General features: G+C 57.7%; 22 protein-coding genes. 13 read left to right on the top strand and 9 right to left on the bottom strand.

Translation table 11 applies throughout. The features are described from left to right. The first annotated feature begins 159 nt into the window (after window positions 1–159). On the top strand, window positions 160–1,161 hold the full coding sequence (locus DC3_RS10220) for a tRNA dihydrouridine synthase (protein ID WP_307724738.1): 1,002 nt from the start codon (window positions 160–162) through the stop codon (window positions 1,159–1,161). On the opposite strand, the gene DC3_RS10215 is transcribed toward DC3_RS10220, so the two are convergent. Next, window positions 1,149–2,342: a citrate synthase family protein gene (locus DC3_RS10215; protein WP_146884270.1), complete on the bottom strand. Its 1,194-nt coding sequence runs from the start codon at window positions 2,340–2,342 to the stop codon at window positions 1,149–1,151. The two genes, DC3_RS10220 and DC3_RS10215, sit on opposite strands and share 13 nt — an antisense overlap. 77 nt (window positions 2,343–2,419) lie before the next feature. On the opposite strand from DC3_RS10215, the gene DC3_RS10210 reads away from it, so the two are divergent. The 3 genes from DC3_RS10210 (at window position 2,420) to DC3_RS10200 (ending at window position 5,689) form a co-directional block, all read left to right on the top strand. Continuing rightward, entirely contained in the window at window positions 2,420–3,697 is a 1,278-nt protein-coding gene (locus DC3_RS10210) for a hydroxymethylglutaryl-CoA lyase-like TIM-barrel protein (RefSeq protein WP_146884269.1), read from the top strand. A gap of 270 nt (window positions 3,698–3,967) precedes the next feature. Continuing rightward, a complete protein-coding gene (locus DC3_RS10205) occupies window positions 3,968–4,981 on the top strand; it encodes an alpha/beta hydrolase (RefSeq protein ID WP_146884268.1) in 1,014 nt (337 codons plus the stop codon). Beyond that, on the top strand, window positions 4,982–5,689 hold the full coding sequence (locus DC3_RS10200) for an amino acid ABC transporter permease (protein WP_246130622.1): 708 nt from the start codon (window positions 4,982–4,984) through the stop codon (window positions 5,687–5,689). It abuts the gene before it with no gap. 56 nt (window positions 5,690–5,745) lie between these two features. Here the strand turns inward: DC3_RS10200 and DC3_RS10195 are convergent, their stop codons facing one another. Both DC3_RS10195 and DC3_RS10190 read right to left on the bottom strand, forming a co-directional pair. After that, window positions 5,746–6,603 (bottom strand): phosphatase PAP2 family protein, encoded by an 858-nt coding sequence (locus tag DC3_RS10195; RefSeq protein ID WP_146884267.1) that lies wholly within the window; start codon window positions 6,601–6,603, stop codon window positions 5,746–5,748. Window positions 6,604–6,636: 33 nt separating this feature from the next. Beyond that, on the bottom strand, window positions 6,637–7,761 hold the full coding sequence (locus DC3_RS10190) for an N-acetylmuramoyl-L-alanine amidase family protein (protein WP_146884266.1): 1,125 nt from the start codon (window positions 7,759–7,761) through the stop codon (window positions 6,637–6,639). Between DC3_RS10190 and DC3_RS10185 the strand changes: the two genes are divergently transcribed. The 6 genes from DC3_RS10185 (at window position 7,760) to DC3_RS10160 (ending at window position 12,467) form a co-directional block, all read left to right on the top strand. Further along, window positions 7,760–8,344 carry an NUDIX domain-containing protein gene (locus DC3_RS10185; RefSeq protein WP_146884265.1) on the top strand — a complete coding sequence of 195 codons (585 nt, stop codon included), beginning with the start codon at window positions 7,760–7,762 and terminating at the stop codon, window positions 8,342–8,344. The two genes, DC3_RS10190 and DC3_RS10185, sit on opposite strands and share 2 nt — an antisense overlap. Window positions 8,345–8,348: 4 nt before the next feature. Further along, entirely contained in the window at window positions 8,349–8,948 is a 600-nt protein-coding gene (locus DC3_RS10180) for an IMPACT family protein (protein ID WP_146884264.1), read from the top strand. 218 nt (window positions 8,949–9,166) lie between these two features. Continuing rightward, window positions 9,167–10,570 (top strand): S-layer homology domain-containing protein, encoded by a 1,404-nt coding sequence (locus DC3_RS10175; protein ID WP_186815950.1) that lies wholly within the window; start codon window positions 9,167–9,169, stop codon window positions 10,568–10,570. Window positions 10,571–10,662: 92 nt separating this feature from the next. Beyond that, window positions 10,663–11,427, top strand: a complete 765-nt coding sequence (gene trhO, locus DC3_RS10170; protein WP_186815949.1) for an oxygen-dependent tRNA uridine(34) hydroxylase TrhO — start codon at window positions 10,663–10,665, stop codon at window positions 11,425–11,427. After that, a complete protein-coding gene (locus DC3_RS10165; protein ID WP_146884262.1) occupies window positions 11,424–11,717 on the top strand; it encodes a hypothetical protein in 294 nt (97 codons plus the stop codon). Before trhO ends, DC3_RS10165 begins: the two co-directional genes overlap by 4 nt. A gap of 24 nt (window positions 11,718–11,741) precedes the next feature. Then, window positions 11,742–12,467: a tetratricopeptide repeat protein gene (locus DC3_RS10160; protein ID WP_146884261.1), complete on the top strand. Its 726-nt coding sequence runs from the start codon at window positions 11,742–11,744 to the stop codon at window positions 12,465–12,467. 45 nt (window positions 12,468–12,512) lie between these two features. Here DC3_RS10160 and DC3_RS10155 read toward each other — a convergent pair whose 3' ends face one another. The 3 genes from DC3_RS10155 to DC3_RS10145 all read right to left on the bottom strand — a co-directional run bounded on the left by DC3_RS10155 (window position 12,513) and on the right by DC3_RS10145 (window position 15,248). After that, window positions 12,513–13,361: a DUF4350 domain-containing protein gene (locus DC3_RS10155; RefSeq protein ID WP_146884260.1), complete on the bottom strand. Its 849-nt coding sequence runs from the start codon at window positions 13,359–13,361 to the stop codon at window positions 12,513–12,515. A 71-nt stretch (window positions 13,362–13,432) separates the two neighbouring features. Further along, the gene (locus DC3_RS10150) at window positions 13,433–13,987 is read right to left on the bottom strand and encodes a PadR family transcriptional regulator (protein WP_146884259.1); all 555 of its coding nucleotides are present in this window, start codon (window positions 13,985–13,987) and stop codon (window positions 13,433–13,435) included. Continuing rightward, window positions 13,980–15,248, bottom strand: coding sequence for an alpha/beta fold hydrolase (locus DC3_RS10145; protein WP_146884258.1), 1,269 nt, complete (start codon window positions 15,246–15,248; stop codon window positions 13,980–13,982). Before DC3_RS10145 ends, DC3_RS10150 begins: the two co-directional genes overlap by 8 nt. Before the next feature lie 109 nt (window positions 15,249–15,357). On the opposite strand from DC3_RS10145, the gene DC3_RS10140 reads away from it, so the two are divergent. Then, window positions 15,358–16,383, top strand: coding sequence for a bifunctional nicotinamide-nucleotide adenylyltransferase/Nudix hydroxylase (locus DC3_RS10140; RefSeq protein WP_146884257.1), 1,026 nt, complete (start codon window positions 15,358–15,360; stop codon window positions 16,381–16,383). Between the two features lie 191 nt (window positions 16,384–16,574). Then, window positions 16,575–17,567: an ADP-ribosylglycohydrolase family protein gene (locus DC3_RS10135; protein ID WP_146884256.1), complete on the top strand. Its 993-nt coding sequence runs from the start codon at window positions 16,575–16,577 to the stop codon at window positions 17,565–17,567. Window positions 17,568–17,618: 51 nt separating this feature from the next. Here the strand turns inward: DC3_RS10135 and DC3_RS10130 are convergent, their stop codons facing one another. The 3 genes from DC3_RS10130 to DC3_RS10120 all read right to left on the bottom strand — a co-directional run bounded on the left by DC3_RS10130 (window position 17,619) and on the right by DC3_RS10120 (window position 23,601). Then, window positions 17,619–20,045, bottom strand: coding sequence for a hypothetical protein (locus DC3_RS10130; RefSeq protein WP_146884255.1), 2,427 nt, complete (start codon window positions 20,043–20,045; stop codon window positions 17,619–17,621). Window positions 20,046–20,123: 78 nt separating this feature from the next. Then, window positions 20,124–20,309 (bottom strand): hypothetical protein, encoded by a 186-nt coding sequence (locus tag DC3_RS10125; RefSeq protein ID WP_146884254.1) that lies wholly within the window; start codon window positions 20,307–20,309, stop codon window positions 20,124–20,126. Window positions 20,310–20,346: 37 nt separating this feature from the next. Continuing rightward, on the bottom strand, window positions 20,347–23,601 hold the full coding sequence (locus DC3_RS10120) for an ATP-binding protein (protein WP_186815948.1): 3,255 nt from the start codon (window positions 23,599–23,601) through the stop codon (window positions 20,347–20,349). Window positions 23,602–23,932: 331 nt separating this feature from the next. Between DC3_RS10120 and DC3_RS10115 the strand changes: the two genes are divergently transcribed. Beyond that, window positions 23,933–25,306: a nicotinate phosphoribosyltransferase gene (locus DC3_RS10115; protein ID WP_146884252.1), complete on the top strand. Its 1,374-nt coding sequence runs from the start codon at window positions 23,933–23,935 to the stop codon at window positions 25,304–25,306. Window positions 25,307–25,356 lie beyond the last annotated feature (50 nt).

Raw genomic sequence — 25,356 nt, 5'->3', positions numbered from 1 at the left:
CTACCGCATCTACAGTATATGACCATTTGTTCATGGTCGTTCCCGCTTGCTTAAGCTGAACAGGGTTCAGACCGCCTTGCAGCAGGAGAAGAAATTTCATTTTCTGCGTGCTGCAGACAGATGGCGGTTTTTCACAACACGGACTCACCTGTCTGTGGCATGCTGGTTCAGATGACGGCGGTGCAGCCACAACCAGACACGACAACAAAAACTTCCAGAAACCTGCATTTTTATGCAGACCGTCTGAAGTTCGCCCAGGGCATGCTTGCTCCAATGGCAGGATACACGGACGCCCCTTTCCGAAAACTTGCAAGGTCTTGCGGGGCAGCCTGGACCGTCAGTGAAATGATGAGTGCCCAGGGCGTTCTGGAAGGGGGAAGCCGCACCCTGGAACTGGGCATGCCCTACCCTGGAGAAGAGGACCTGGTGCTGCAACTGTTCGGTGCAGACCCGGAGGTGCTTGCTGCAGCCACTTTCAGGATGGAACAGGAGTGCAGACCAGCAGCCATCGACCTGAACATGGGCTGTCCGGTTCCCAAAATGAAAGGCAGGGGAGGGGCCTGCCTGCTCCAGACCCCGGAAGTGGCCTTCTCACTGGTTTCTGCCATGAAAAAATCCACCACACTGCCGATCAGTGCCAAGATGCGCATTGGCTGGGACAGCAACCAGGCCCTTGAGATTGCTCTGGGTCTGCAGGAAGCAGGGGCAGACCTGATCACCGTGCATGGCCGCACCAGTGCCCAGCGTTATGAAGGCCACGCCGACTGGGAAACTGTGGGAGAGGTGGCCCGCACCCTCTCCATCCCGGTGATTGGCTCTGGAGATGTCAGGAGCGTGCAGGACTTCCATGAGCGCATGCAACTCGGGGTTGCTGGCGTGATGATCGGCAGAGGGGCTGTGGGAAACCCCTGGATCTTCTCCATGGTTCAGGGCAACAGCGAACCTGATTTGCAGCAACGCATCATGCTGGCCCTGGAGCACGCGGAACTCAATGTGGAATGGTACGGTGAACACTCAGGCATCCGGCAACTTCGCAAGGTACTCTGGCAGTATTTCCCCCATCATCCAGAGCTGAAAAAAGACCTGCAGCAGGTCAGCACTGTGCAGGAGGTCAGGACCGTTCTGGCCCCACTGTTTGCCCAAATCGATCAATCCAGTTGAGGTTGTGGCCCCACATAACTGGCCCTCGGACGGATCAGTCTGGGGTCCTGGTATTGTTCCAGCGCGTGTGCAATCCAGCCTGCGGTGCGTCCAAGGGCAAACAGGGCCAGTCCTGCCTGCACCGGATGCCCCAGATGTCTTGCCAGTACGGCCAGTGCCCAGTCAATGGTGGGATGCTCATCGAACTCCTCTGCCATGAAAGGGATGAGGTCATCCATGACCCTCCTCAGGGCAGGATCGAGAGGCAGGTTTCTGAGCTCATTCAACAGGAATTTGCCTCTGGGGTCGCCCTGCGGATACAGGGGTTGTGAGAATCCAGGTGTCCGTTCTCCACGGGTAAAAAGATTCTGTAGGGCTGTTTTGACCCCATCTTGCAGACTGTCCTGCAACAGACGGTCCACCCTGGGGACCATCCCCCCGTGTTTGCGTCCCTGCAGAGACGACAGGCCCGTGATGATGGCGGCGTAAAGATCCACCTCGGCAGAAACCGCACAGCGCACGGTGAAAGCGGAGATGTTCAGTTCGTGTTCTGCACACAGGATCAGGCCCTGATCGATCAGGGTGGTGGCCTGTGTGTTTCCTGTCCAGTGCAGGCTGAGCTGTTCCGCAATGGCTGTCTTCGCACGGCTTCCAGTGGTCGCCCAGGTGAGCACCGAGAGGATTTTTCGACCTGTTCTGAGCAGGCTGGACGGTTTCAGGTTCAGGGCAGACAGGTCCATGGACTGGGCATGCGCCAGGACGCACTGGTAACGGCCCATCAGAGGCAGGGGCTGCATCTGGAAGAGCAGGGCATCTGGAAGCTCTGGCATGCTGGCTTCCGGGAAGGCATGGAAATCCCCGGTCCACAGGAAGGAGGCCACCTCCTCAAAGGTTCTGGATCGGGCAAGCGCAGTCGCTTCCTGACCTCTGTAGAACAGGCGTCCCTGCTCGATCAGGGAAATGCTGGTGTCCAGCACAGGGCTTCCCCAGTGCAGGGCGGTTTTGGCGACCTCGCCTGGATTTTTGCGCTGCTCTTTCTGGCTGATGAGCTGGTCGATGTCTTCCCGCAGGTACCTTTTTTCGCGGGTCTTGCTGGACTGGTCCACCGAGCGAATCATGCCCCTGGAGACATAGCTGTACAGGGTGGCTCTGGAGATGCCCAGAAGCTGGGCGGCCTCTTCTGCGGTCAGGGTGCTGGACATGGTCTGAGTATACTGCAGAACATATTGATTGCTGAATCAAGATTGACAACATCAATCAAGAGATCTAGTTTGAAGACATGACCACCGCCCAGTACTTCCCAGAAAGCTTCCCGCAGGACAGCTTCCCGCAATACGTGTGGACCGAAAAGCCCACCACCCTCCCCACCCAGACCTGGACCACGGAAACCACCCACCGGGACGGACAGCAAGGGGGCCTCCCGCTCACCACCGAGCAGGGCCTGCAGATTTTTGATCTCATGTGCCAGTTCACAGGCCAGAGCGGAGCCATCCGGCAGGCAGAATTCTTCGTTTACCGGGACGCAGACCTGAAGATGCTGCAGGGTGCCCTGGAAAGGCACCACTCTGGAGCACCCATCGAACCCACCACCTGGATTCGGGCCAGCAAAAAAGACGTGGGCCTGATCCGTGCTCTGGGCATCCGCGAAACAGGCATGCTGGCCTCCATCTCCGATTACCACACCTTCCACAAATTCACCCCTGGGGGCCGCGAACAGGCCACAAGCACCTACCTGGAAGCTGTGGAAATGGTGCTGGATGCAGGCATCCGCCCCAGACTGCACCTGGAAGACGCCACCCGCGCAGACCTGAACTTCATGCTCTCCTTCATTGAGCAGGTCCAGAAACTCGCAGATCCTTACGGCATCCAGCCCAGATTCCGCGTGTGTGACACCATGGGCCTTGGGCTTCCGCTGGAAATGGTGGCCGCCCCGAGGTCTGTTCCCACCATCATCAAAAGCATTCGCCATCTGGGGATTCAGGCAGAGCAGCTGGAATTTCACCCCCACAACGACACCCATCTGGCCGTGGCCAATTCCCTGGCGGCCATTCAGGCCGGATGCGCCGCCATCAACGGCACCCTGCTCGGCAAGGGAGAACGCACCGGAAATGCCCCACTGGAAGGCATCCTGCTTCACCTCATTGGGATGGGTTATTTCCCGGAGAAGCCAGACTTCACGGCGCTCAATGCCCTGGTGGACCTGTACGACACCCTCGGTCAGGGCATCCCCGCCAAATACCCCCTGTATGGCAAAGACGCCCACCGCACCCGGGCAGGCATTCACGCCGACGGCCTCAACAAATTCTGGTGGATGTACGCCCCCTTTGATGTCCCGAAACTCCTCGGAAGGCCCCTGGAAGTCTCCATCACCAAAGAATCCGGACTGGCAGGCCTGATCTTCGTGATCAAACAGCACCGCGGCATTGAACTTTCCAAGACCGACCCCAGACTGCTCGCCCTGGCCCGCTGGGTGGAAGAGGAATTCGACGCAGGACGCCAGACCGCCATTGAGTGGGAGGAGATTGAAGGGAGGGTTTGGGAGGAGGTGGGTGTTTGAGTGCAATGCCAAGTCAGATCCCCCTGTTCCTCGCGCTGCTAGGAACGGTCCCCCTTGACGAAGGGGGACTTGGTGTGCGCCTGGGGTTGCTGCCACGCCAGATCCCCCTGCTTCTCGCATTCGCTCGAAGCTGTCCCCCTTGTTAAGGGGGACTTGTTATGCGTCTGGAATGGTCTCCAGTTCGGTCGATCACCAACCCCCCTTCCTCAAGGGGGGACCGCCCTGAGCAACGCGAAGGGCAGGGGGGATCTTGCTGTTAAACTACCAACCATGGCGTTTGAAGTGTTGGGTCAAAAAGTCCGTTTCTTCCCTCCGGCAGGTGCAGTGGGCCTGACTGGAGATTTCACCGACTGGCACCGCAGTGAATCCATTCCGGTTTCTACAGGGCATGTGGAGCTGGAATTTCCCAGGAACAGCTGGGTGGAATACGCGTGGATTGGAGAGGATGGGAAACCTTTTGCAGATCCCGACAATCCCCAGAAGAGCCTGAACCCCTGGTGGAATTATCCCCGGGCCATTCAGATCGGGAGCTATGAGCTGCACCGGGTCCTGAAGCAGATGAACAGCAAGAAGGATGTTCCTGCGGGCACAGTGCACAGGCACGTGTGGGAGGGGTCGGTTTTCTCCGGGACCCGCAGGGCTTATGTGTACACGCCTGCGAATTACGATGCCAGCCAGAAATATCCGGTGTTCTATGTGCAAGATGGGGTGGCTTTCTTCAGAACGGGAAGGCTCGGGGAGATCGCGGACATCCTGATTGCCGAGAACCGCATGCAACCCGCAGTGTTTGTCTTTCTGGAACCCAATGACCGCACCATCGAGTACTACCTGAACGACGACTACTTCACCTTCCTGCAGACCGAGGTCTTCCCGATGGTGGAATCCAGTTACGCTGTGCGGACCGATCCAGAGGGCAGAGGCATGTGGGGGGCTTCTCTGGGGGGCCTGATCAGCCTTTACACAGCCAGCAAACACCCGGAGGTCTTCCGGCATGTGGTGGCCCACTCCGGGGCTTTCCTGGCCGAACCTGGAAGGGCAGATTACGATGCCTATGAGGCCCACCCGTGGATTCTGGACCACCTCAAGCAGAACCCTCCCCGTCACCTGAGGGTCTCACTGGACACCGGAACCATCGAGTGGCTCTGCACGGTCAACCGCAAGATGGCCGCACTGATGCACGAACTGCAGATTCCCCACCAGTACCGGGAGTACCAGAGTGGGCACAACTGGGTGACCTGGAGGAATGCCATTCCAGAGGCCATGCTTTACATTCTGGGTGTGTGAGTGACCGTTTCAGAGTTGCTGCAGGGCTTCCAGTCCATTTTTGAAGGAGACCGTCCACAGTTGCTGTGGACCGCCACCCTCATGACCCTGAAAGTCAGCCTGAGTGCACTGGGCGTCGGACTGATTTTCGGGATGCTCATTGCGGTGGTCAGGCTCTGGAGGGTTCCGGTGCTTTCCCAGCTTGGACTGGCCTACGTGACTTTTGTGCGGGGCATTCCCCTGATTGTGCAGCTCAGCGTGGTGTACTACGGTCTGCCTGCAGTGGGGGTTTTCCTGGATGCTTTTCCTGCAGCAGTGCTTGCCCTCGGGCTTTACTCTGCCGCCTACATCTCCGAAATTGTGCGCGGCGGACTGCAGAGCATTCCCAGAGGCCAGGTTGAGGCCGCCAGAAGCCTGGGCCTCAACAACATGCAGACCCTGCAGTCGGTGATTGTCCCACAAGCGATGATGTTCATTCTGCCTGCGCTGGGCAACGAGTTCATCTCGCTGATTCTGGGCAGCAGTCTGGCCAGTGCCGTGACCATCACGGAACTCTTCAGGCAGGGATCGCTGATCATCGGGGCGACCTACCGCCAGTTTGAGACCTACGCTGTGCTGGCCGTGGTGTATTTCCTGATCACCTTCACCCTGACCCGGGTGATTCGCTTTCTGGAACAGCGCTACACCCGTGGCGTTCGTGCTGAGAATCAAGACCGCCGGGTGATCTGAAGACCACAAAAATCCTCCCCTGTTTGCAGGGGAGGAAAGCGCAGCGTAAGGAAGCTTCAGTCTCCGCTGACCACGGTGCCCAGTGCAGGGGCAGGTTCGGCCTGGAGGGGCTTGAAGCGCATCACGCGGGGAACCACAGCCAGGGCCACCAGCACCAGAGCGAAGTAGCGCAGGAATTCACCCACAGCACTGTGCTCCATCTGGTCATTCAGGATCACTTTGGGACCGATGTAGACAATGGCCACCAGCAGCAGACCCACCAGGGCTGTTCCCAGTTTGTGCCCGATGGTTCTGGGGGCTTCGTATTTGCCGCTGCAGATCAGGGCTCCAGAAAGCACTGCAAAACTCAGGGCCAGGCTGGGAATCAGGAGGGCGAGGCCCAGACCGAGAACGCCTGTGATGATGCGGGCGACCATGTTCAGACCGGGGACCTGCACGAAAGCCGCAGTCAGCACGAACAGGGCACCCAGAATCAGGCCTCCGATCACATCGGCAGGGAAGTGCACCCCCAGCACAATGCGGGACAGGCCAATCAGGAGGACCAGCACAACAGCCAGCACCCAGAACCAGGTCTTTTTGATCTGGGTGGCGGCAATCCACCACATGGTGGCGCTCATCTGGGCGTGTCCGCTTGGAAGGCCTGGTCCAGTTCCGGTGGCTTTGGCGGCCTCACTGGCGATCTCGGGTTTGAGGTCGTAGGGGCGCTCGTATCCCAGACTGTCTTTGATCAGGGTGTTCACCAGCAGGCTGATGCCGAACCACACACCAAGCTGGCGGCCTCCAGACGGGCTGACCAGCCAGTAATAGAGGGCCAGCAAGGCGATGAAAGTCATGTCATTGCCAAACTGTGTGACGATCAGCCAGAACGATTCAAATCCCCCGAAGAGGCTCTGCAGTTGTTCGATCAGTTGCATGTTTCACATTGTAATGGTTTTCGGTCATTCACCTTACATTTGTCCATGCTCAAAGTCGGGATCAAGAGGAACTGAGGGATCAGGGGTCTCCAATGGGGTGGTGGGGAGAGGAATGGAAGGCTCTGGAGGGGTCACAGGAGCCAGAGAGGGCAGGGTGGGGTACTGGTCCCGGATGGCCTGGGCAATGCCATAAGCAATGCGTTGCAGGTGGATGGGGTTTCTCAGGTTCTCGCTGTCGAGGGGATGGCTGGCAAAGCCCACCTCCACCAGTGCGGCAGGGATGTAGGGTTCTTTGATGACCACAAAAGGAGCCCGTTTGACCCCCCTGGAGGTGTGGGCGGTCATCTCGATCATGCGTCTTTGCAGGGCGTCTGCAAAAGTTTTGCTCTGTGGGGTGTAATACCAGGTTTCAATTCCGGCTCCATTGCCTGCCGTGTCACTGTTCACGTGGATGGAAACAAAGTACTGCTGTGGAGGTTTCCCCATTGCGGCCCTTGCCCGCAGATCGCGGTCTTTGATGGGGCTGAGGTCCACATCTGCGTTGCGGGTCAAAGTGACCTGTGCGCCTGCCTGGGTGAGGTGGTCCCGCACCATCTGGGCCACCTGCAGGGTCACTTCTTTTTCAACCACCCCTCCGACAGCACCGGGATCACTGCCGCCGTGACCCGGGTCCAGCACGATCTGGGTGTTGAGGGGGAAGACAGGAAGGGGTTGCGGCTGGAAGGGATCAATTCTGAGCATCCCTGGAGAGAAATCGAGCACCAGTCTGAGCTGGGTGCTGTCTTCACTGGGAGGCAGGGGCAGGAACTTCAATCCCCGCTGGTCGTTCACCGGAAAGGGGGTCTTGAAGCGCACTGTGACCCCGTCTGCATCGGCAGCGTAGGACCAGGACTGCACATCAGCAGCATTCAGGGTGCCTGAGAGGGGCGCAGCCTGCATGCCAGTCAGGCGGATCTGGATGCCGTCAGGCAGATAGGTGAGCAGGTAGGGGGTGTTGGGGGGCAGGTCCAGAACGACCCGGGTGAATCCCTCGCGTTTGGCAGATCGGGGTGCCGACAGGACCCCCTGGGCGAGCGTGGTGGAGAGGACGAGTGGGGCCAGCAAAACCGTGAAAAAACGCGCGAGGTGGTGCACCCATCCGTAGTACCTTAAATGCATGCGCCATCGCAACTGGGACTTGTTTCATGAAACTCCAATCGAACAGTACAGGGTCATTTCCACCCGCGAGATCCACCCAAAACCCCGCAGAATTCTGGTGGACCATGTGGAAACCCCGACTGGAATGCAGTTTGAGTATGTGTACCGTCCGCTGGGTGCGGCTGCGGTCTTCATTCTGCCCATCACCGAAAGTGGAGAGGTGGCCCTGATCGACCAGTACCGCCATCCGCTGCGCCGGGTGATCACCGAGGTGCCTGCCGGAAGTGTGGAACCTGGAGAAGATGTGTTTGAGTGCGCAAAAAGAGAGCTGCTCGAAGAGGTGGGAGGAGAGGCGAAAGAGTGGCATGCCCTGCCTGCTTTCTTTCCGCAGCCTGCTTTCACGGGTGCTGTCTTCTATCCCTTTGTTGCGCTGGGAGTGACACTTGGTGAACCTCAATTAGAGGAAAGTGAGCTCCTGACCCTGAATTTGACCCCGGTTCAGGAAGTTTACCGGATGCTGGATGCCGGAGAAATTCTGGATGGCAACACTGTGATTGCCCTGTTCCAGGCCAGACCTCTGCTGCAGGAGAAGGGGTTGCTTTAACTTCATGGCCCTTTTCACCACGCTCAAACATCCCACCGAGCATCAGGAAGAAGTGAAAGGTTCAGATTTTCTGGTCTATGCTTCCCGCAGCGATACACCAGAAGAAGCCCTGGCCTTTGTACAAGGGGTGCGCCAGAAACATCCTGAGGCCACCCACGTCTGCTGGGCTTACAAAATAGAACAGCAATACCGCTTCAACGACGACGGAGAACCTGGTGGCACCGCAGGTCAACCCATCTTGCGGGCCATTGAAGGCCAGGGGCTGGACCATACTGTGGTTGCCGTGGTGCGCTACTACGGAGGCACCAAACTCGGTGCGGGCGGTCTGGTCAGGGCATATGGAGGTTCCGCTGCAGAGGCCCTGCGCACAGCTGAAAAACATGAGGAACTCCCGAGGGTCTCTCTGGACATCCAGGTTCCTTTTGAGCTCAACAGTGTCCTGTACAGGCTTCTGGAAGGATTCACCCTCTTTGAACGCTCGGAGGAATACACTGAGCAGGGTCTCACCTTCCATCTCACGCTTCTGGCAGACGAGTTTGAAACGCTCCAGCAGCAGGTCCAGGACGCCACCAGAGGCCAGGGAAAAGTGATGCTGGACTCATGAACTGCGTGTGAGCCCAACGGTGAAGAAAAGCGCTTTCTTAAGCAATTGTTTAACTCCCTCATACAGAATTTTCTGACGTACGGCATAGGGAAGAGCAATTGTGAAAAATCCTAAGAATGCCGTTGAATTTAATGTTTGTTTACAGCAACATCATCGGCCCTGTTTAGCGTGATGAGCAGATGAACGTGCATTTCATCACGTAGAAAGTGGGGAAAACGATGCGAAAAAGACTGATTTTAACCACCGCCATACTTCTGAGCGCACCCATTGCATTCGCGCAAAGCACCACAACCACCACAACGACCACCACAGTGGCGACGCCCAACCTGACGGACATTCCCGCAGGCCACTGGGCTGAAGAAGCTGTGCGCTGGGCTGTGGCCAACGGTCTGGTGGAAGGTTTCCCTGACGGCACCTACCGTGGGAATGAAAACCTCACCCGCTACCAGATGGCCCTGATTCTGTACCGCCTGCTGAACAGTCCCAGCATGAAGAGCGTGGACGACCAGGGCCTGACCCTGATTCAGAACGCGGTGACTGAACTTGGCGGTGAATTTGACCAGATTCGCGCAGACCTTGACGCAGCCGCTGAAGCCGATGCTGAACGCGATGCCCGCATTGAGGATCTGGAAGCCCAGATTGACGAACTGATCGCGCAGCTGGACACCATGCGCACCGATCTGTCCACGGCCCAGAACCAGATTGCCACCATCCAGACCACCCCTGGTCCACAAGGCCCTGCGGGTCCTGCCGGTCCTCAGGGCCCTGCGGGTGAACCTGGCCCTGCTGGCCCTGCGGGTGATGTGGGTCCTGCTGGCCCCGCCGGTCCTGCCGGTCCTGCGGGTGATGTGGGCCCTGCGGGTCCTGCTGGTCCTCAGGGTCCCGCTGGTGAACCCGGTCCTGCCGGTCCCGCTGGTCCTCAGGGTCCCGCTGGTGAGCCCGGTCCTGCGGGTCCTGCTGGTCCTCAGGGTCCTGCTGGTGAGCCCGGTCCTGCTGGCCCTCAGGGTCCTGCTGGCCCCCAGGGCCCACAGGGTGAACCCGGAGCCAGTGCTGTGGTCCCCACCACCCCTGACACCACCACCCCCAGCGTTGACATCACGCCCACCACCCCTGACACCACCACGGCCACCCCTGACACCGGTACATCTGCCAGTGACTTCACTGTGACCCCTGTGGTGTACAACCCCCGCTTCTACGTGTCCGTGAACGGCGCAGCCAGCCTGACCGACACCGGAGCTTTCACCGACCGTCTGGAGATCGGTGGGAACATCGGCATCAATGACGTGATTGGCAATGCTGGAGTGCGCATTGGTGCCTCCTACCGCCCCAGCAACAGTGCGCTGGACGTAAATGCCAACCTGATTCTGGACTTCGACAACGGTTCCCGTTTTGGTCCTTATGTCGGTGTGGGAGCAGGCTGGAAGCAGGCTCCCCTGCAGAATGCTTCAGGCAATGGCTCTGACTTCTACATCGGCGGGGTTGTGGGTGCCAAGTTTGATGTCACCGACCGCATCGCCCTGTTCGGGGAATTCAATCCCCAGTACAACCTGACCACCAACACCGTTGCTGCTCCCAGCAACCTGGGCGTCAAAACCCGTGTGGGTGTGAAGTTCAGCTTCTGAACCTTTAAGGCATCAGGACACAAAAGAGCAGCAGGAATCTCCTGCTGCTCTTTTTCATGGGTTTTTCTGTTCTCACTGGTAAAATGGGCCTGATGTTAGACCTGTGGCATGACTCTTTCTACAAATTTGTTCAGGTGGATGACCCAGAACAACTGGCTTCCGACCTGACCGACCTGTGCACCCGTTCCGGCCTGCGGGGAAGCATTCTGGTGGCCCATGAAGGCATCAATGGGATGCTGGCGGGCTCCGAGGCACAGTTGAATGCTTTCTGGACGGTGCTTCATCAGAACCCCCGTTTCACAGGCCTGCACCCCAAACGCACCCCTGCCAGCGAGATGCCCTTCAAACGCCTGAAAATCCGCGTGAAACCTGAACTGGTCCCCCTGGGAATCGATGGCGTGGATGCAACCAGCAAAACGGGAGTGCAGGTGCCCCCTTCGGAGTGGCTCGACCTGATCCATCAGGAGGATGTGGTTGTGCTGGACAACCGCAACGACTTTGAGGCCCGCATCGGCACTTTTGAGGGGGCCATCAATCCAGGGGTCAAGAAGTTCCGTGATTTCGCGAAGTACGTACTGGACCACCAGAAAGAATGGGAAGGCAAGCGCATCGCCATGTTCTGCACCGGGGGCATCCGCTGTGAGAAGGCCAGTGCCTGGATGCTGGACCTCGGCATGGACGTGTATCAGCTTGAGGGGGGCATCATGAATTACTTCCTGACTGCCCCGGAAAGCAACAACGGCTGGGTTGGGGAATGTTTCGTTTTTGACGGGCGGGTCAGCATCGATGCAGCTCTGGAAGAGGGCGACCTGTCCCTGAAAGCGGTCAACGAGCAGTACGGCGATGTCGTGAAATGACCCTCCCGGCAGGCTTTCCTCTGGCCTTCGACCAGGTGTCTTTCAGGGCAGAAGGGGTGACCAGCAGGGTCCATCAGGTTCAGAGAGGGGAGCAGCTTTTTGCGTTGCGGGTGGCAAAAGCACCTGTGGCCTACCTGCCCGATGCCTCCATCCGCAGGCACCTGAAATCCTGGGGTCTGGCTGTGGCTGTTGCCACCCATTATGTAGGCAAGGGCGTGCATCAAAAACGATCTGAAAAAGAGGCTCAGGCCAGAAACCGGCTGGCAAAATTACTGAATGACAGAATTTAGACTTGCAGTTATGCTGAAAGCAGCATGAAAAACAGCTTTGATGACTTATGGGATTACACAGACCCTGCGACCACAGAGACCCGTTTTCTGGACCTTCTTCCACAGCTCAAAGACCCGATGGAATTGCTGGAACTGAAAACCCAGATTGCCCGCACCCACAGCCTTCGAAAACAATTTGAGGAGGCCCACAGGTGGCTCTCAGAGGTGGAAGCTGTGCTGCAAGACACCTCTCCACGGGTGCAGGTGCGTTATCTGCTGGAAAAGGGCAGAACCTGGAATTCTTCTGGAAACAGGGATGCTGCGGTGCCATGTTTTGAGCAGGCCTTTGAGTTTGCAGATGAGACGGGTTTGCAGGGGTTTGCTGCAGATGCCCTGCACATGCTGGCCATTGCACAACCAGATGAGGCGATTTCTCTGAACAGGAAGGCTCTGGAATACATCGAACTTGCCTCTGATCCAGCCGCCAAAAAGTGGAAGGGGAGCCTGCTCAACAATCTGGGCTGGAGCCTGTTTGATGCCGGTCAATTGGAAGGTGCGCTTGGTGTCTTCAGGGAAGCTCTGCAGGCCAGAGAGGAACAGGGGAAATCCGGTCCCATTCGTATTGCATGGTGGTGCATTGCCCGCGTGCTGCGGGAGCTGGGCAGGCGTGAAGAGGCGCTGGACATCCAGTTGCGCCTGAAGACAGAACTTGAAGCCGCAGGAGAGCATGATCCTTACGTGGACGAAGAACTGGCTTTGCTGCAAAAATGATCCTCCCCAGAACAGCAGGGAGGATCAAGGATCAGAAAGATCTGCTTACAGGTCCTTTGCCAGCCATTTCACGGCATTGCGGGCGAGGTTGGCGTTGGAGAGGTTCACCCAGTTGTTGTACTGGCTCGTGCCTCCTGTGCTGAGGGTGTTGTCTGCGAAGGTGCTGGAGTCCCCCCAGGCCACCACCCGTCCGCTGCCGTAAGTGGTGACAGCCAGATAGGTCTTGCCGTTTGCACCCATCAGGCTCTGACCGGAGGTCACATCCACACTGGTGCCCACGTACACCCCTGCACTGGTCACATTGTCACTGCTGGTGGTGGTGCTCCCCTGGATGATGGGGTGGGTGGTGTTCAGTGGGGTGGCGGTGTAGACCGGATCACTGTAACTGCTGGCAAAGCTGAATTTGAGTTTGAACTGGTACTGGCTGTCCAGGCTCCACTTGTAGGTGCTGGTCACTCCAGTGGGCGTGCTGCCATCCCAGCCGTTGAACACTTCGGGTGAATCCCAGCCGTTGTTGTTGCGGTCGCTGATGCGGTGATCGGCAATCATGAAAAGGCCCATGCCCCCATTCATGGCACTGAGAATGGCGTCTCTTTCTGCAAGGGCGAAGGGGTTCTGGGGCTCAGGAATGACCAGCACGCTGGCTCCAGCAAGGGTGCTGCTGTTCACTGAAGTGATGGTGCGAACGGTATACCCCAGGCTTCTCAGGCTGTCGGCCCAGTTGCTGTAGGCTCCGTCAATGCGCCAGTCGGCGTTTCCGGCATCCTCGGCCTTGGACAGGTCGAAAAGGATCACTTTGGATGCCTGTGGAGTGGGGGTTTCGCTGGACAGGGGAGAGGTGGTGCAAGCGGTGACCAGCAAAGCCAGTCCCATCAGGAAGTGCTTTCTATGCATGTTTGACCTCGTTCAGATGTTTATCCCGAGGATGTCATGAATCTGTAAGAAAATAAAGCTTCTTAAGATCTCTAAGGGATTTCACTGGGCTGAACTGAGGGGGATTTCAGGAATTTCTCTGCATACCAGTTCCTGGCGAACTGGTAATAGGCCATGCCGAATTCCAGGGTCGCCACCTGATGTTCCTTGATGCGCTCAAGGTCTTCTGGCACCTGAATCTGCTGTGCCTGGGCATGGAGTTCCCCAAGCAACTGCACCTGTTTCTCCAGGTGCTCACAGTACCTTTCAATCAGGTGTTTGACCTGATCCCGGGGCAGGTGACCCAGAAAGAACAGTTTGAGCAGGCTGTTGTCTTTGACCTTTTCAAGTTCAATGTCCTGTTCAAGCCAGTTCAGAAATTGCTGTCTGCCTGCCTCTGTGAGGGTGTAGAGCTTGCGGTTGCGCCCTCCAACGGTCTCCTCCTGGCCCTCGATCAGGCCCTGCTTTTCGAGGCGCTGCACGGTGGGATGCAGGCTCCCAAAACTGGCACTGCTGAAATGCTCAGTGGATTTTTCCATGCCCTTCTTGATGTCATAAAGGGTCATGCTGCGGTGCATCAGGAAACCCAGCACAATGTGTTCAATCATCGCTTCTCCTTGCGCTGAAGAACACCTCCCGCACGGAAGCCTCTTTCAGCAGGGGCTGTCCCAGGGTGGCAGGTTCTTTCAGCCGTTGCAGAAAGGTTAGCACAGCTGTGTTGAGGAGCTTCTCCATCTTCAAACCATCGATGCGGCCCAGCATGGGGGTGAGTCGTAATGCCTGCACATAATTCATGTCCGAAAAATTGTAGTGGGCTGTGCCTGGAATCTCCAGCACATAACTGCCTGCAGAACTGTGCTGGAAGAGGGGGTCCATTGAGCCCGCCACAGCCACGTTCTGTTTCTGGAGGGTGTACTGGGTGGAGAGCAGGTTCAGGGTGGGCACCTTCAGGTGGGTCCAGATGGGGTTGCGCTGAACAAAAGGAGCGTCCAGATTGATGATCCCTTTGATGCCTGCCAGAGGATGCTGGGCAAAATGCTGTGCAACCACGCCTCCGAGGGAGTGCCCCATCAGCACCACCTGGTTCGCATCTGCGTGGGTGAGCACACCAGAAGAATCTTGCAGGGCCTCCAGCACCACGGTGGTGTCCTGAACCCAGCGGTTGATCTGGGTTGAAAGCTGCTGGAAAGGGGCAATCTGGTTCATGTCCCGGCTGGCCTGCAAATAGGCCTCAAAATCCTTTGCCATGCGTTGCTGTTCCAGCAGGGTGGCGTTGTGTTTCAGGAATTGCTGCAGGTCTTTCTGCTGTGCAGTCACCGCAAGATGGGTGGGGCTCTGGGTGTCCAGCAGAATGGGCTGTCCTTCAGCATCCCGGGCCACCAGGGAATCCCCGGGGTGCCCAATCGAGATCACCAGATACCCGTGGCTGGCCAGCTCCTGAAAATTGGAGAAGTTCTGGCGGGTGAAGGAGCCGAATCCATGGTTGAAGACCACCACCGGGTGCTGTCCTTCCAGGGCAGGGGCATCTCTAAAGCTGTAAGACGGGGTGACGGTCCCCAGTACAGGAGGGAGTTTCAGGGACTTGGCAATTTCTGCATTGAGCAGGCGATCACTGTAAGGCTCTGCGGTGTGTCCTTTTGTGCTGCGGGCAGGGTACCAGATGTCCATTGAAATGGGCCGGGCAGGTGAAGAGGTCTGGGACTTTTCCAGCACCACACTTTCAGTGAAGCCGACCGCATGGGGTCCTGTGGGTGCTGGAATGGGCAGGTCACGGGTGAAGACCGCCAGTCCAGCAGTGAGCAGCAATGTGGCACCCAGGGCAACAAGTCCAATTTTCAGCCAGCGGTTTCTGGGATGGGTAACAGCCATCAAGACCTCCTATGTATCTAAAAGAAATATATCTTATAGATATATAAAAATCAATCGACTCATTATTTTCATAATCATGTTGTAGAATATGAGACATACAGGAGATCCCATGCGCAAACGCAAATACACTTTTGGAGTCTTCATCGGACGGTTCGAGCCCCCCCACAACGCCCACCTGCAGGTGATGCTGGAAGGTCTGGAGGCTGCAGACAAACTGATTGTGGTGATCGGCAGTGCCCGCGCAGCCCGCAACACCAAAAACCCCTTCACCGCAGATGAACGCCAGGAGATGATCCTGCAATCCCTGCTCGAAGCGGGAGCCAACAAAAACAAGATTTTGTTCACCACCGTGCGCGATTATTTCTACAATGAAAACATGTGGCTCGCAGACGTTCAGGCAGGCGTGCTGAACCTCACCCGAGGCAACACCGACATCGCCCTCCTCGGGCACGAGAAAGACGAGAGCAGCTACTACCTGCGTTCCTTCCCGGAGTGGGCTTTCATTCCCACCCGCGTGAAATCCCCCCTCAACTCCACCGACCTGCGCAAAATCTACTTCGAGCAGGGCCTCAGCGACACCCTCAAAGAAAATGTGCCCCCGGCAGTGGCCCGGTTCCTCAGCGATTTCCTGAAAACCGAGGAATACCAGAACCTCAAAGTCGAGCATCAGGACATCCAGGCCTACAAGGCAAGCTGGAAGGACGCCCCTTTCCCACCCACCTTTGTGACCACAGACGCTGTGGTGGTCAAGAGCGGTCACGTCCTGCTGATCCGCCGGGCTTCCAACCCTGGCAAAGGCAAACTCGCCATGCCCGGAGGTTTCCTGGACATCGACGAAAAGCTGATCACCAGCTGCATCCGTGAACTGAGGGAAGAAACCGGCATCCAGATCGACAACATCGAAACTTTTCTCAAAGACCAGCGGGTCTTCGACTACCCCACCCGTTCCCTCAGAGGCCGCACCATCACCCACGCCTTCCTGTTCGACCTCGGGATTGGTCAACTCCCCAGGGTGCAGGGACAGGACGACGCCGCAGAAGCCCTGTGGGTTCCCATCTCTGACGTGTTCGCCCATCCGGAGTGGTTCTTTGAAGACCACTACATCATCATTGAGCATTTTCTGCTGAAGAATTAGCCGAGAGCCGAGGGCCAAGAGCCGAGGACAAAACAGATGCTTTAGTGAAGGCTTTTGATCGACAGCAGGTTATGGCTGGAGCATTTTACGCTCTCGGCCCTCGGCTCTGGCCCTCGGCAAAATCTAAACAGGTGGGTCGTCTGTCCTCGCCCCACATCGCAATCTGCGTCAACCTGAAAAAGGAGGCTGGCATGGGCAATGCACGTGGCGTGCTGTACGGACTGGCATTTGGAGATGCTTACGGGTATCCCACTGAATTCCTCAAGGTTCCTGAGATCCTCAGAAAATTTCCTCCGGCAGGCCCAGAAGACCTGGGCAATGTGCTGGTTTCAGATGACACCCAGATGGCCCTGGCGGTTTCCCGGGCCCTGGTGCGGGCAGAAAAGCTGGACGTTGAGACCCTCGAACCCCTCCTCAGGCAGGAGTTCATCGAATGGGCGAACTCCGAAGAGAACACCCGTGCTCCGGGCATGACCTGCATGCGGGCCTGTGAGAGGCTGGAAAAGGGCCTGCCCTGGGTGAAGGCCACCGAGATGGGCTCCAAAGGCTGCGGGGCGAACATGCGGGTGGCCCCGGTGGGTGTCCTCAACCTGCCTGTGGAGATGCGCTCTGGTCTGGCCCAGTTCCAGGCTGCCCTGACCCACGGCCACCCAACGGGTCTGGCGGCCAGTGATGCCACTGCGCAGGCCATCCACTTCCTGATGCAGGGGATGGCCCCAGAACGGGTCCTGCAGGCCCTGCTGGATTATGCGGAGGCCCAGCTTGGTCTTTACCACCATGACTGGCTCGGTTCGCTGTGGGAGGAGTCCCAGCATCCTGCAGCGGCCTATTTTATCGCCCGAGGGTGGCGTGAAACCATGGACGCCCTGCTGCGTGTCAAAGAGGCCATGAAAAGCCCGGACTTTGACACCGATCCCTGCTTGCTGACAGGTGCAGGCTGGATTGCCGAGGAGGCACTGGCCACCGGACTCTACTGCTTCCTGCTCCATCCTGAGGACCCCAGAGCCGCATTCAAACGGGCGGCAGTGACCAGTGGGGACAGCGATTCCATTGCCTGTCTGACTGGAAGTTTCCTGGGGGCTTATCTGGGAGATGACGGGTTCCCACAGGAGTGGTTTGATCGGATCGAGTACAGGGATGAACTGGAAAAGATGGCTGCAAAGTTGCCTCTGCTGCAAGCCTGAAGGTCTGAAAAGGTCTGCCTGTTGAGGCAGACCTTTTTGTACGCTTTCAATTCAGCGCAATTTGAGGGTGAAACTTCCTGTTTTGCCATTTGATGGGCCTGAGGTTGCCCTCCAGGTGCCAGACATGCTGGTGCGCTCTGCGTTGATGGTTCCTGTGAAAGTCACACTGGCATCTCCACCCGTGGCAAGCCCGAAGGTCAGGGTGTTGTCAGCAGCGATGTTTCCGTTTACGGTCCAGATGGTGTTCACGGCAATGGCTGTGCCTGAGACGCTGGTCTGCGTCACGTTCAGGCTGGCAAAAATGCTGCTGGAGAGCCCTCCACTGATGTTTCCCGTCCAGACCAGACCGGGAGCACGGTTCAACTGAATGTCGATGCGGTCTGCCTCTGGATCATTCTCCTCGAGGCCATCCACATGGTTGCCCTGAAAAGAGGTGGGGGTGAAGTTTCCAAAAACCAGCTCTCCAGTTCGCTCCACGTGGAGCTTGCGGTTGGTGATGCTCCCGGTGAACAGGCCCCTGGTGTGAAACGTCACCTGGGTCTGGTTGGGATCATGGACCACCACCATCATGCAGGGAAAGGGACGACCATTGCCACTGCTGACAGGGGAGATGTCTCTGCAGTTTCCTGAGTAGATCCCGGAGAAGTCCTCCCGGACCTGCACGGCTGCTGTGGCCGTCAACTCGGGTTTGTCCTTTGCGGTGGCCCGCACCTGAAAACTCCCTGCAACAGGTCCTGCTGTGAACAGTCCATCAGGGGTGATGGTGCCTCCAGTGGTCTGCCAGTCCACCTCGGTGGTGGGAACCGTGTCAAACAGGGCCTGAAACTTCAGGGGGTGCCCGGTGGAGACGGTTTTGTTTTCTGGCTTCACCGTCAGGCTCGGAGGAAGCACATTGATTTTGAGGCGATACAGGACAAGCTCGGTGCTCAGCAGACCTCCACATCCCTCCCCTTCCCGCTGCACAACCACGGTGAAAGAGGGGAGCAGTTGCTTCTGACCTGCAGCCAGGAGGTCTCTGGAGGGGATCAGGTCTGCAGGACTGGTGTTGATGGTGAAGGTCCCTTCACTGGCAGGCTTGCGGGCAATTTCCTGACCTGCAATCCGAAAAACCAGCTGATCGTTGCTGAAGCGGTCTGTGGCACACACGGGCGTCAGCAGTTTCCCACTGAGGGTGATGCTGCCATCAAAAGTCAGGGTGAATTCCGCTTCGGTGTCGTAATTGCCGGGTGTGGCTGGTGCTTTCAGGGTCTGTTCCTGCTCTGTCTTTTCGATGGGCACAGTGGTGGCATCGTCAAAGACCTGCATTTTCAGGTCCGATGCACAGTAGGACAGGTCTTTTTCCAGATCGTCGTAGGTGTAGCGGGCATGGGTGAAGTAAGGGCCAGACTGGGACCCCTGCGCCACAGGCCGGACCGGATCAAAATGGTCCTGGTACAGCCGGACCAGCACAATCGGGGTTTCGCGGGCCACACATTCCCGGTATGCGGCCTGACGCAACCTGTCGAGGGTGTCTGGGAACAGGTCAGTGGGAAAGCGGTCACACACGGCATCCCCCACACCCAGAAGCTGGCAGTCCGCGTGCAGGTTGAAGAGGCGCTTCAAAGCCTGCAGGTGGTCCTGGGTGTCCGAGGAAAAACTGTTCTTGCGGTATTCACCTTCCAGAAAATTCAGAAATTGATCGAATTTCTGATCCACCACGGCCCCCATCCCGGAAAGGTCACAGGGAGCACCGAGCGCCTGCACGGTTGCCGCAGCATTTTCCAGAGGAACAATCAGGTCAGAGAGCAACTGCTGGCTGCTGGCCGCCAGCACCTGGGCATTTTGCAGTGCGACGGCGTAAGCGTCACAGGCCCTGGCATGCAGGCGTGCCGTTTCTGTCTGGGCGCAGGCCTGCACCACCGACATCAGGCGATCATGCAGTTCGATGGCTTCTTCAAAGCGTTTTTTGTTCAGGGTCTGGCCGATCTGGGTTTCCAGTGCAGCAATTTCCGCAGTGCAATCCAGCACAGCCACTTCCAGAGTGGTGTCTCCTGTGGCCTGCTTCTGGATTTTTGATGCAGCTGTGCCTGATGGGTAACCCAGCACACTCACCGTGGATTTCAGGGTGTTGTTCTGAACGGTGCCCGGAATGACGCTCCGTGTGGTGCCGTTGTTCCAGAAGAAATGGGATTTGACAGGCAGGTTCCCTGTGAAAGTCAGGGTGGCAGGCTTCAGCAACCTGACTCCAGCAGGCTCCACCTTGAAACGACCTGCTGCTCCAGAAATCGGTGTGATCTTCAGGGCGACATTCTGGGTTACGGCCCCTGCAGGAACGTCCAGGGCAAGGGTGGTTCCTGCTGTTCCTTTGACCTCCACTTTGCCCCCATCAGGGGTGATCACGGCATCCTTTGGGGGTGGAATGTTTTGCTGGTAACCCCCACAGGCAGAAATCACCAGGGCAAGCACAGCTGCAACCATCATCTGAACATGCTGTTTCATGGGTTTTCCTCCATCCTGTCCTGAGTGTGCGTCTCAGGCCATTACATGGGCGTCTCATGGCAGATGGGGCCAGCAGGGTCAGCGAAGACCGGAAGCCATGCGGTCTGCGAGGTGGTGCTGCAATCCTTCCCAGCTGTGGAATTCCTGGCGTTCTCCGGTGCGCAGGTTCTGCAGCACAAACAGCAGCATGTCTCCCCGGCGCTTCAGGTGCAGGATGTAGCTTCCTCTGGACTCCAGTGCAGGAGGTCTCTTGTTGGGTTCCATGGCTTCAGTGTGTTCCCTGCCCCATTACAGCAGCGTCTCATCCGAACCAGCCTGCCGGACTGTGGTCTTTCAGAAAGGCCAGGGCTTTGTTTGCCTGCTCCTGTTCATTCAGCATGAGTGCCGCCTGCCATTCCAGTCTGCGAAAACCACATATAGCAGAGAGCTCCAGTGCTGCCCTGGCCTGGACCTCGCCGCCCTCCTTCAGCAGGGGAGCCTGAAACAGCAGGTTCAGGGCCAGAAGTTCAGGAAAGGGAACAGACCGGGCAAAGGCTTCCACGGTCCTCAGTTTCTGCAGGGCCTTTTCGGGCTTCTGCAGGGCCAGGTCCAACTGTGCTGAAGCCTGGGTCAGGAACATCTCTCCCAGAGGACTGGGATGGCGTTGCAGCAGTTCCTGGGTGAAATTCATCTGGACCTGGGCCTCTTCAAGGCATCCAAGCATCACCAGCATGTGGCACAAAAGGCTGCTGGTGACAGAGGTGCGGTAGGGATCTCCAACCTGCTTGAGGAGGTGCAAAGAGCGCTCCAGGTGGGTTCTGGCCTCTGCAAAACGACCAGCATGGCTGTAGATGACGCCCAGCCTCTGTTCGATGTCTGCTTCAAAGGTCAGGCTGCCCAGCAGGGTGCAGGCGACCCGGGCTTTTTCAATGCAATTCAGGGCATCTGTGAACCTTCCCTGAGACAGCCTCACAAACCCCAGGTGCATCAGGCTGAGGCTTTCCACATGGGGCGATCCTGCCCAGTGTTGCAGGCTCTGTTCAAGTTCCTGTTCGGCCTCGTGCAGTTCCCCCAGCATCCAGCGAATCACACCCAGGTCGTTTTCCAGGGTCAGGTGGTGCACACACAGGGGGTCCTGCTCGCGCATGCTTTCAAAAATCTGTGCGGCTTCCCGATAGCGTCCCTGGTAATAGCGCAACTGCGCCTCATAACTGCGGGTGATGGTGTTCAGACCCTGCATCTGATGAATCTTCTGCAGAAGTTCATCGGTTCTGGCGAATTGACCGCTGCGAAGCAACACCTCCAGATGGGCGTGATGCAGACGAAGCCTCAGGGCCGCAGGGGTCTCTGCCTGAATCAGCTTTGTGGCCTGTTCCAGACGCTGTCCAGCCAGGGTCATGTCCCCGTGGTACACCGCGTTGTCCACCTGTGCAATGGACGCCCGGAGCTTCAGTTCGAGTGGAAGGTTTGCCACCTGCAGCACCTCTGCCAGATGACGGTCCGCTTGCTCGATGTTCAGCAGGTGCAGAGAGGTTCCAGCAAGCACCAGGGCCTCCAGCCTGAGGGGATGCTTCTCCGGGAGGTCCCGGATCAGGTGGTTCAGCAGGGCCATCCCGGAATGCAGCAGGCCACGTTCCAGTTGTTTTTCGGCCTCTCTGAGTTCCAGGGTCCAGGCCTGTTCCCAGTGCTCTGCTTTCTTCCAGTGTTCTGCCATCTGCAGGGGTTCAAAGGTTTCTGAGAGGGTCGGACTGGACATGGCTCTGGCAATGGCAGCATGCAGCATTTTTCTGCGGTTTCCAGACAGGGCCTGGTACAGGCTCTGCCGGATCAGGTCATGGGTGAAATTGTCCTGTGAGGTGAGCCCGGCCTCCTCGGTGGCTTCCAGATGATCCAGGATCTCCCATTCGGTCATGTTCAGGGCTCTGGACAGCAGGTGTGGGATGAAATCGGTCCCAATCACACTGGCGGCCTGGGCCACTTTGCGTGCCCCTTCAGACAGGCGATTCAGGCGTCTGTTCACCAGGTCGTTGACCCGTCCGGGCACCTGAATTTCCGAGTAATCCCGGGTGAAATCATCCAGATCGGTGCGCCACTGCTGGTCTTCAATGCGCAGAACCCGGGTTTCAAAAAGGGTCCTCAGGGTTTCCAGGGCAAAAAAGAGGTTCCCGCCAGAGTGCCTGTGCAACCAGCGGCTGAACACAGGAGGCCCCAGGCTTTCGCCAGTCAGGTCTGCCATCAGGTGCTGCATCTCCTGCAGGTCCAGAGGGTCCAGGTCAATGCGGGTCAGCAGACCTGCACTGCTCCAGCTGTCCAGGGCCTGCTGCAACTGGGGTCCCACCTCATCTTTGCGATATGTCCCCAGCAATTTAGGTCCTCCGGTCTGCCCCAGATAGGTGATGAGTTCCAGGGTGGCCCCATCTGCCCACTGCAGGTCATCAAAAATCAGGGGTCCAGGATGCTGCTGCAAGGCCCGCTTCAGGGCTTCCAGCAATCTGGGCTTCACGGTCTGGGGATCTGCAGGTGGAGCCGGAAGGTTGGACCGTTCTGGCATCAGGCGGGCAAGGTCCGACTGGTAGGGTCCCAGATCCTGAAACTGAACCGAACGCAGGTGGTCCAGCACAGGAAAGTACTCCAGATGTTGCAGCCCTTCCCGACACCGCAGCCAGCGCGCAGCAGAAAGCCCTCCTGCCTCTTCTGGAAAGTGCTCCTGCAGGAGTCTGGTTTTGCCCACTCCAGCCTCACCAGAAACCAGGGTGATCGGGGTCTGGCTGCGCAACAAAAGCACACTGTCCCTGGTTCGACCAATCAGGCGCGGAGGACGCTGCACACTGAGGGGAATGTCAGGAGCAACTCCTGCGGACACCTTCTGCTCTGAAACGGTCTGATTCAGAGGTTCTGCTTTGCGGATCAAGTCAATCAGGTGCAGGGTGCTTTCCAGCGGTGCAAGCTGCATCTCCTGCAGCAATTGTTTCTCAAAAACCTCAAAGGCCAGCAGGGCTTCGCTGCGTTTTCCAGCCAGATAGGTGCATTCCAGATAAATGCGAAACAGGTCTTCTTGCAGAGGATGCTGCTCCAGGACCTTTTTCAGGACCTGTGCTGCTTCTGCAGGCTGACCTTGCCGGGAAAGTTCACGGGCATGCTGGGCAGCTGCCTCCTGCCACAGGTTGCTGAGCCTCTCCCGCTCCACTTCCAGCCAGGCGGCCATTCCAGGCACCTCATCCAGCAGGAATCCCTCCAGCAGGGGAGAGGCATGAAGCCGGGTGGCTTCCTCCCAGTCGGACCGCTGGAACGCCTGCAAAAACGCCTGCAGGTCGGTGCTCACCTCCCACCGCAGATGCTGGGCGTCCTGTTCCAGCCCTTCCAGCCAGGAAAGCTGCTTCAGGCGGTGCAGCAAAATGCGCAGGTTGTGTCGGGCCTGACCTGTTTCCGTGTCCGGCCAGAAGAGCGTGGACAGTTCCTCTCTGGACACCCATCCCTGCCTGCAGGCCAGATGCATCAGAAGAGCCACGGGTTTGTGCGGGGGCAGTCTGAGCCCTCGAAAGTGCGGATACCCGAGCATCTGCAGGTCGAATGTCATCTTCTTTTGATGATAGCGGAGAAAGCAGAAGGCCGAGGACCCAGAGCCGAGAGCCGAGGGCATAAAATGCTGGAGCTCAAGCTTTGCTGGATGTCAGGTGCTGATGGGTTGCTGTTCCCCATTGCAGTCTTCAGGGGAGATGGCTTGCTGACCGCTGAAGAGGGGATGCCTTTTGCTCTCGGCCCTGGGCCCTCGGCTCTCGGCAACCTTCCTGTGGCAGGATCAAATCTCCCCTTCCAAAGCCTTTCTGATCATCAGCTCACCAAACTCATAATTAGAAATTGGATTATGAGAACAAGAAAGACGCAGGACGCCTTCAAAGGAGGCCATCATGATCACCGAAAACATCATCATTGACACGGATTCCTACAAAGCCAGCCATTACCTGCAGTACCCACCCCACACCCAGTACATCCACTCCTACCTGGAATCCCGTGGGGGCAAGTACCCTTACACCCGCTTTTTTGGACTGCAGTACCTGCTGAAACGCTACCTCTCCATCCGCATCACCCGTGAAATGGTTCAGGAGGCAAAAGAAATGCTTGAAGCCCACGGAGAGCCTTTCAATCATGCGGGCTGGATGCACATTGTGGAGCAGCACGACGGAAAGCTTCCCCTGGAAGTGCGTGCGGTGCCCGAAGGCAGCATCGTCCCCACCCACAATGTGCTGATGAGTGTGGTCAACACCGACCCCGAGTGCTACTGGCTGGTCAGCTGGTTTGAAACGCTCCTCATGCGGGTCTGGTACCCCACCACGGTGGCCACGCAGTCCCATTACCTCAAGGGAATCATCCGCGAAGCGCTGGAAAAGAGCAGTGATGATCCCGAAGCTGAAATTGCTTTCAAACTGCACGACTTTGGTTCCAGAGGGGTGAGCAGTCAGGAAAGTGCAGGCATCGGCGGTCTGGCCCACCTGACCAACTTCATGGGCACGGACACCGTTCAGGCCCTGATGTACGGACGCAGGTTCTACAACACCCCCATGCCCGGGTACAGCATCCCGGCTGCCGAGCACTCCAGCATCACCAGCTGGGGCAAAGAGCACGAGGTGGACGCCTACCGCAACATGCTCACCCAGTTTGCAAAGCCTGGAAAAACAGTTGCGATTGTCAGTGACTCCTACGACCTCAAAAAAGCCATCAATGAGCACTGGGGCACCACCCTGCGGGATGAAATCCTGGAAAGCGGAGCCACCGTGGTGATCCGCCCGGATTCCGGTGATCCTGCAGCAATGGTCCGCATGACCGTGCGTGCACTGGATGCCAAGTTCGGACACACCATCAACAGCAAAGGGTTCAAGGTGCTCAACGCTGTAAGGGTGATTCAGGGGGACGGCATCAACGAAGACAGCATCCGGGAAATCCTTGCGGTCCTGCTGGGTGAGGGCTACAGTGCCACCAACGTGGCTTTCGGGATGGGCGGAGCGCTCCTCCAGATGGTCAACCGCGACACCCTGAAATTTGCCTACAAAGCCAGTGCAGGCATCATTGGCGGCGAGTACCAGCCCATTTACAAGGACCCCGTGACCGATCCGGGCAAACGCTCCAAAGACGGCATCCTTGATCTGGTGAAGCGAGACGGCAAATTTGAGACCCTGCAGGGCAAGGAATTTGGCAGGTACAGCGAAGACAGCCTGCTCAGGGTGGTGTACCGCAACGGGGACCTCCTGATCGACGAGTCGCTGGAGGACATTCGCAAAAGGTAAAATCCATCAGGATTGATCAAAAGAGGCCTCTCAGGGTTATTCTGGGAGGC

The organism is Deinococcus cellulosilyticus NBRC 106333 = KACC 11606 (genome assembly GCF_007990775.1).
Lineage (GTDB): Bacteria > Deinococcota > Deinococci > Deinococcales > Deinococcaceae > Deinococcus_C > Deinococcus_C cellulosilyticus.
The sequence above is the reverse complement of the archived record's forward strand: the minus strand, read 5'-3'. Positions and strand labels throughout refer to the sequence as shown.

Excerpts from the sequence above, each read along its gene's own strand:
- DC3_RS10220 (WP_307724738.1), top strand. The coding sequence starts at position 160 with ATGCTGGTTCAGATGACGGCGGTGCAGCCACAACCAGACACGACAACA.
- DC3_RS10215 (WP_146884270.1), bottom strand. The coding sequence starts at position 2,342 with ATGTCCAGCACCCTGACCGCAGAAGAGGCCGCCCAGCTTCTGGGCATC.
- DC3_RS10210 (WP_146884269.1), top strand. The coding sequence starts at position 2,420 with ATGACCACCGCCCAGTACTTCCCAGAAAGCTTCCCGCAGGACAGCTTC.
- DC3_RS10205 (WP_146884268.1), top strand. The coding sequence starts at position 3,968 with ATGGCGTTTGAAGTGTTGGGTCAAAAAGTCCGTTTCTTCCCTCCGGCA.
- DC3_RS10195 (WP_146884267.1), bottom strand. The coding sequence starts at position 6,603 with ATGCAACTGATCGAACAACTGCAGAGCCTCTTCGGGGGATTTGAATCG.
- DC3_RS10185 (WP_146884265.1), top strand. The coding sequence starts at position 7,760 with ATGCGCCATCGCAACTGGGACTTGTTTCATGAAACTCCAATCGAACAG.
- DC3_RS10190 (WP_146884266.1), bottom strand. The coding sequence starts at position 7,761 with ATGCATTTAAGGTACTACGGATGGGTGCACCACCTCGCGCGTTTTTTC.
- DC3_RS10180 (WP_146884264.1), top strand. The coding sequence starts at position 8,349 with ATGGCCCTTTTCACCACGCTCAAACATCCCACCGAGCATCAGGAAGAA.
- DC3_RS10175 (WP_186815950.1), top strand. The coding sequence starts at position 9,167 with ATGCGAAAAAGACTGATTTTAACCACCGCCATACTTCTGAGCGCACCC.
- trhO (WP_186815949.1), top strand. The coding sequence starts at position 10,663 with ATGTTAGACCTGTGGCATGACTCTTTCTACAAATTTGTTCAGGTGGAT.
- DC3_RS10165 (WP_146884262.1), top strand. The coding sequence starts at position 11,424 with ATGACCCTCCCGGCAGGCTTTCCTCTGGCCTTCGACCAGGTGTCTTTC.
- DC3_RS10160 (WP_146884261.1), top strand. The coding sequence starts at position 11,742 with ATGAAAAACAGCTTTGATGACTTATGGGATTACACAGACCCTGCGACC.
- DC3_RS10155 (WP_146884260.1), bottom strand. The coding sequence starts at position 13,361 with ATGCATAGAAAGCACTTCCTGATGGGACTGGCTTTGCTGGTCACCGCT.
- DC3_RS10150 (WP_146884259.1), bottom strand. The coding sequence starts at position 13,987 with ATGATTGAACACATTGTGCTGGGTTTCCTGATGCACCGCAGCATGACC.
- DC3_RS10145 (WP_146884258.1), bottom strand. The coding sequence starts at position 15,248 with ATGGCTGTTACCCATCCCAGAAACCGCTGGCTGAAAATTGGACTTGTT.
- DC3_RS10140 (WP_146884257.1), top strand. The coding sequence starts at position 15,358 with ATGCGCAAACGCAAATACACTTTTGGAGTCTTCATCGGACGGTTCGAG.
- DC3_RS10135 (WP_146884256.1), top strand. The coding sequence starts at position 16,575 with ATGGGCAATGCACGTGGCGTGCTGTACGGACTGGCATTTGGAGATGCT.
- DC3_RS10130 (WP_146884255.1), bottom strand. The coding sequence starts at position 20,045 with ATGAAACAGCATGTTCAGATGATGGTTGCAGCTGTGCTTGCCCTGGTG.
- DC3_RS10125 (WP_146884254.1), bottom strand. The coding sequence starts at position 20,309 with ATGGAACCCAACAAGAGACCTCCTGCACTGGAGTCCAGAGGAAGCTAC.
- DC3_RS10120 (WP_186815948.1), bottom strand. The coding sequence starts at position 23,601 with ATGACATTCGACCTGCAGATGCTCGGGTATCCGCACTTTCGAGGGCTC.
- DC3_RS10115 (WP_146884252.1), top strand. The coding sequence starts at position 23,933 with ATGATCACCGAAAACATCATCATTGACACGGATTCCTACAAAGCCAGC.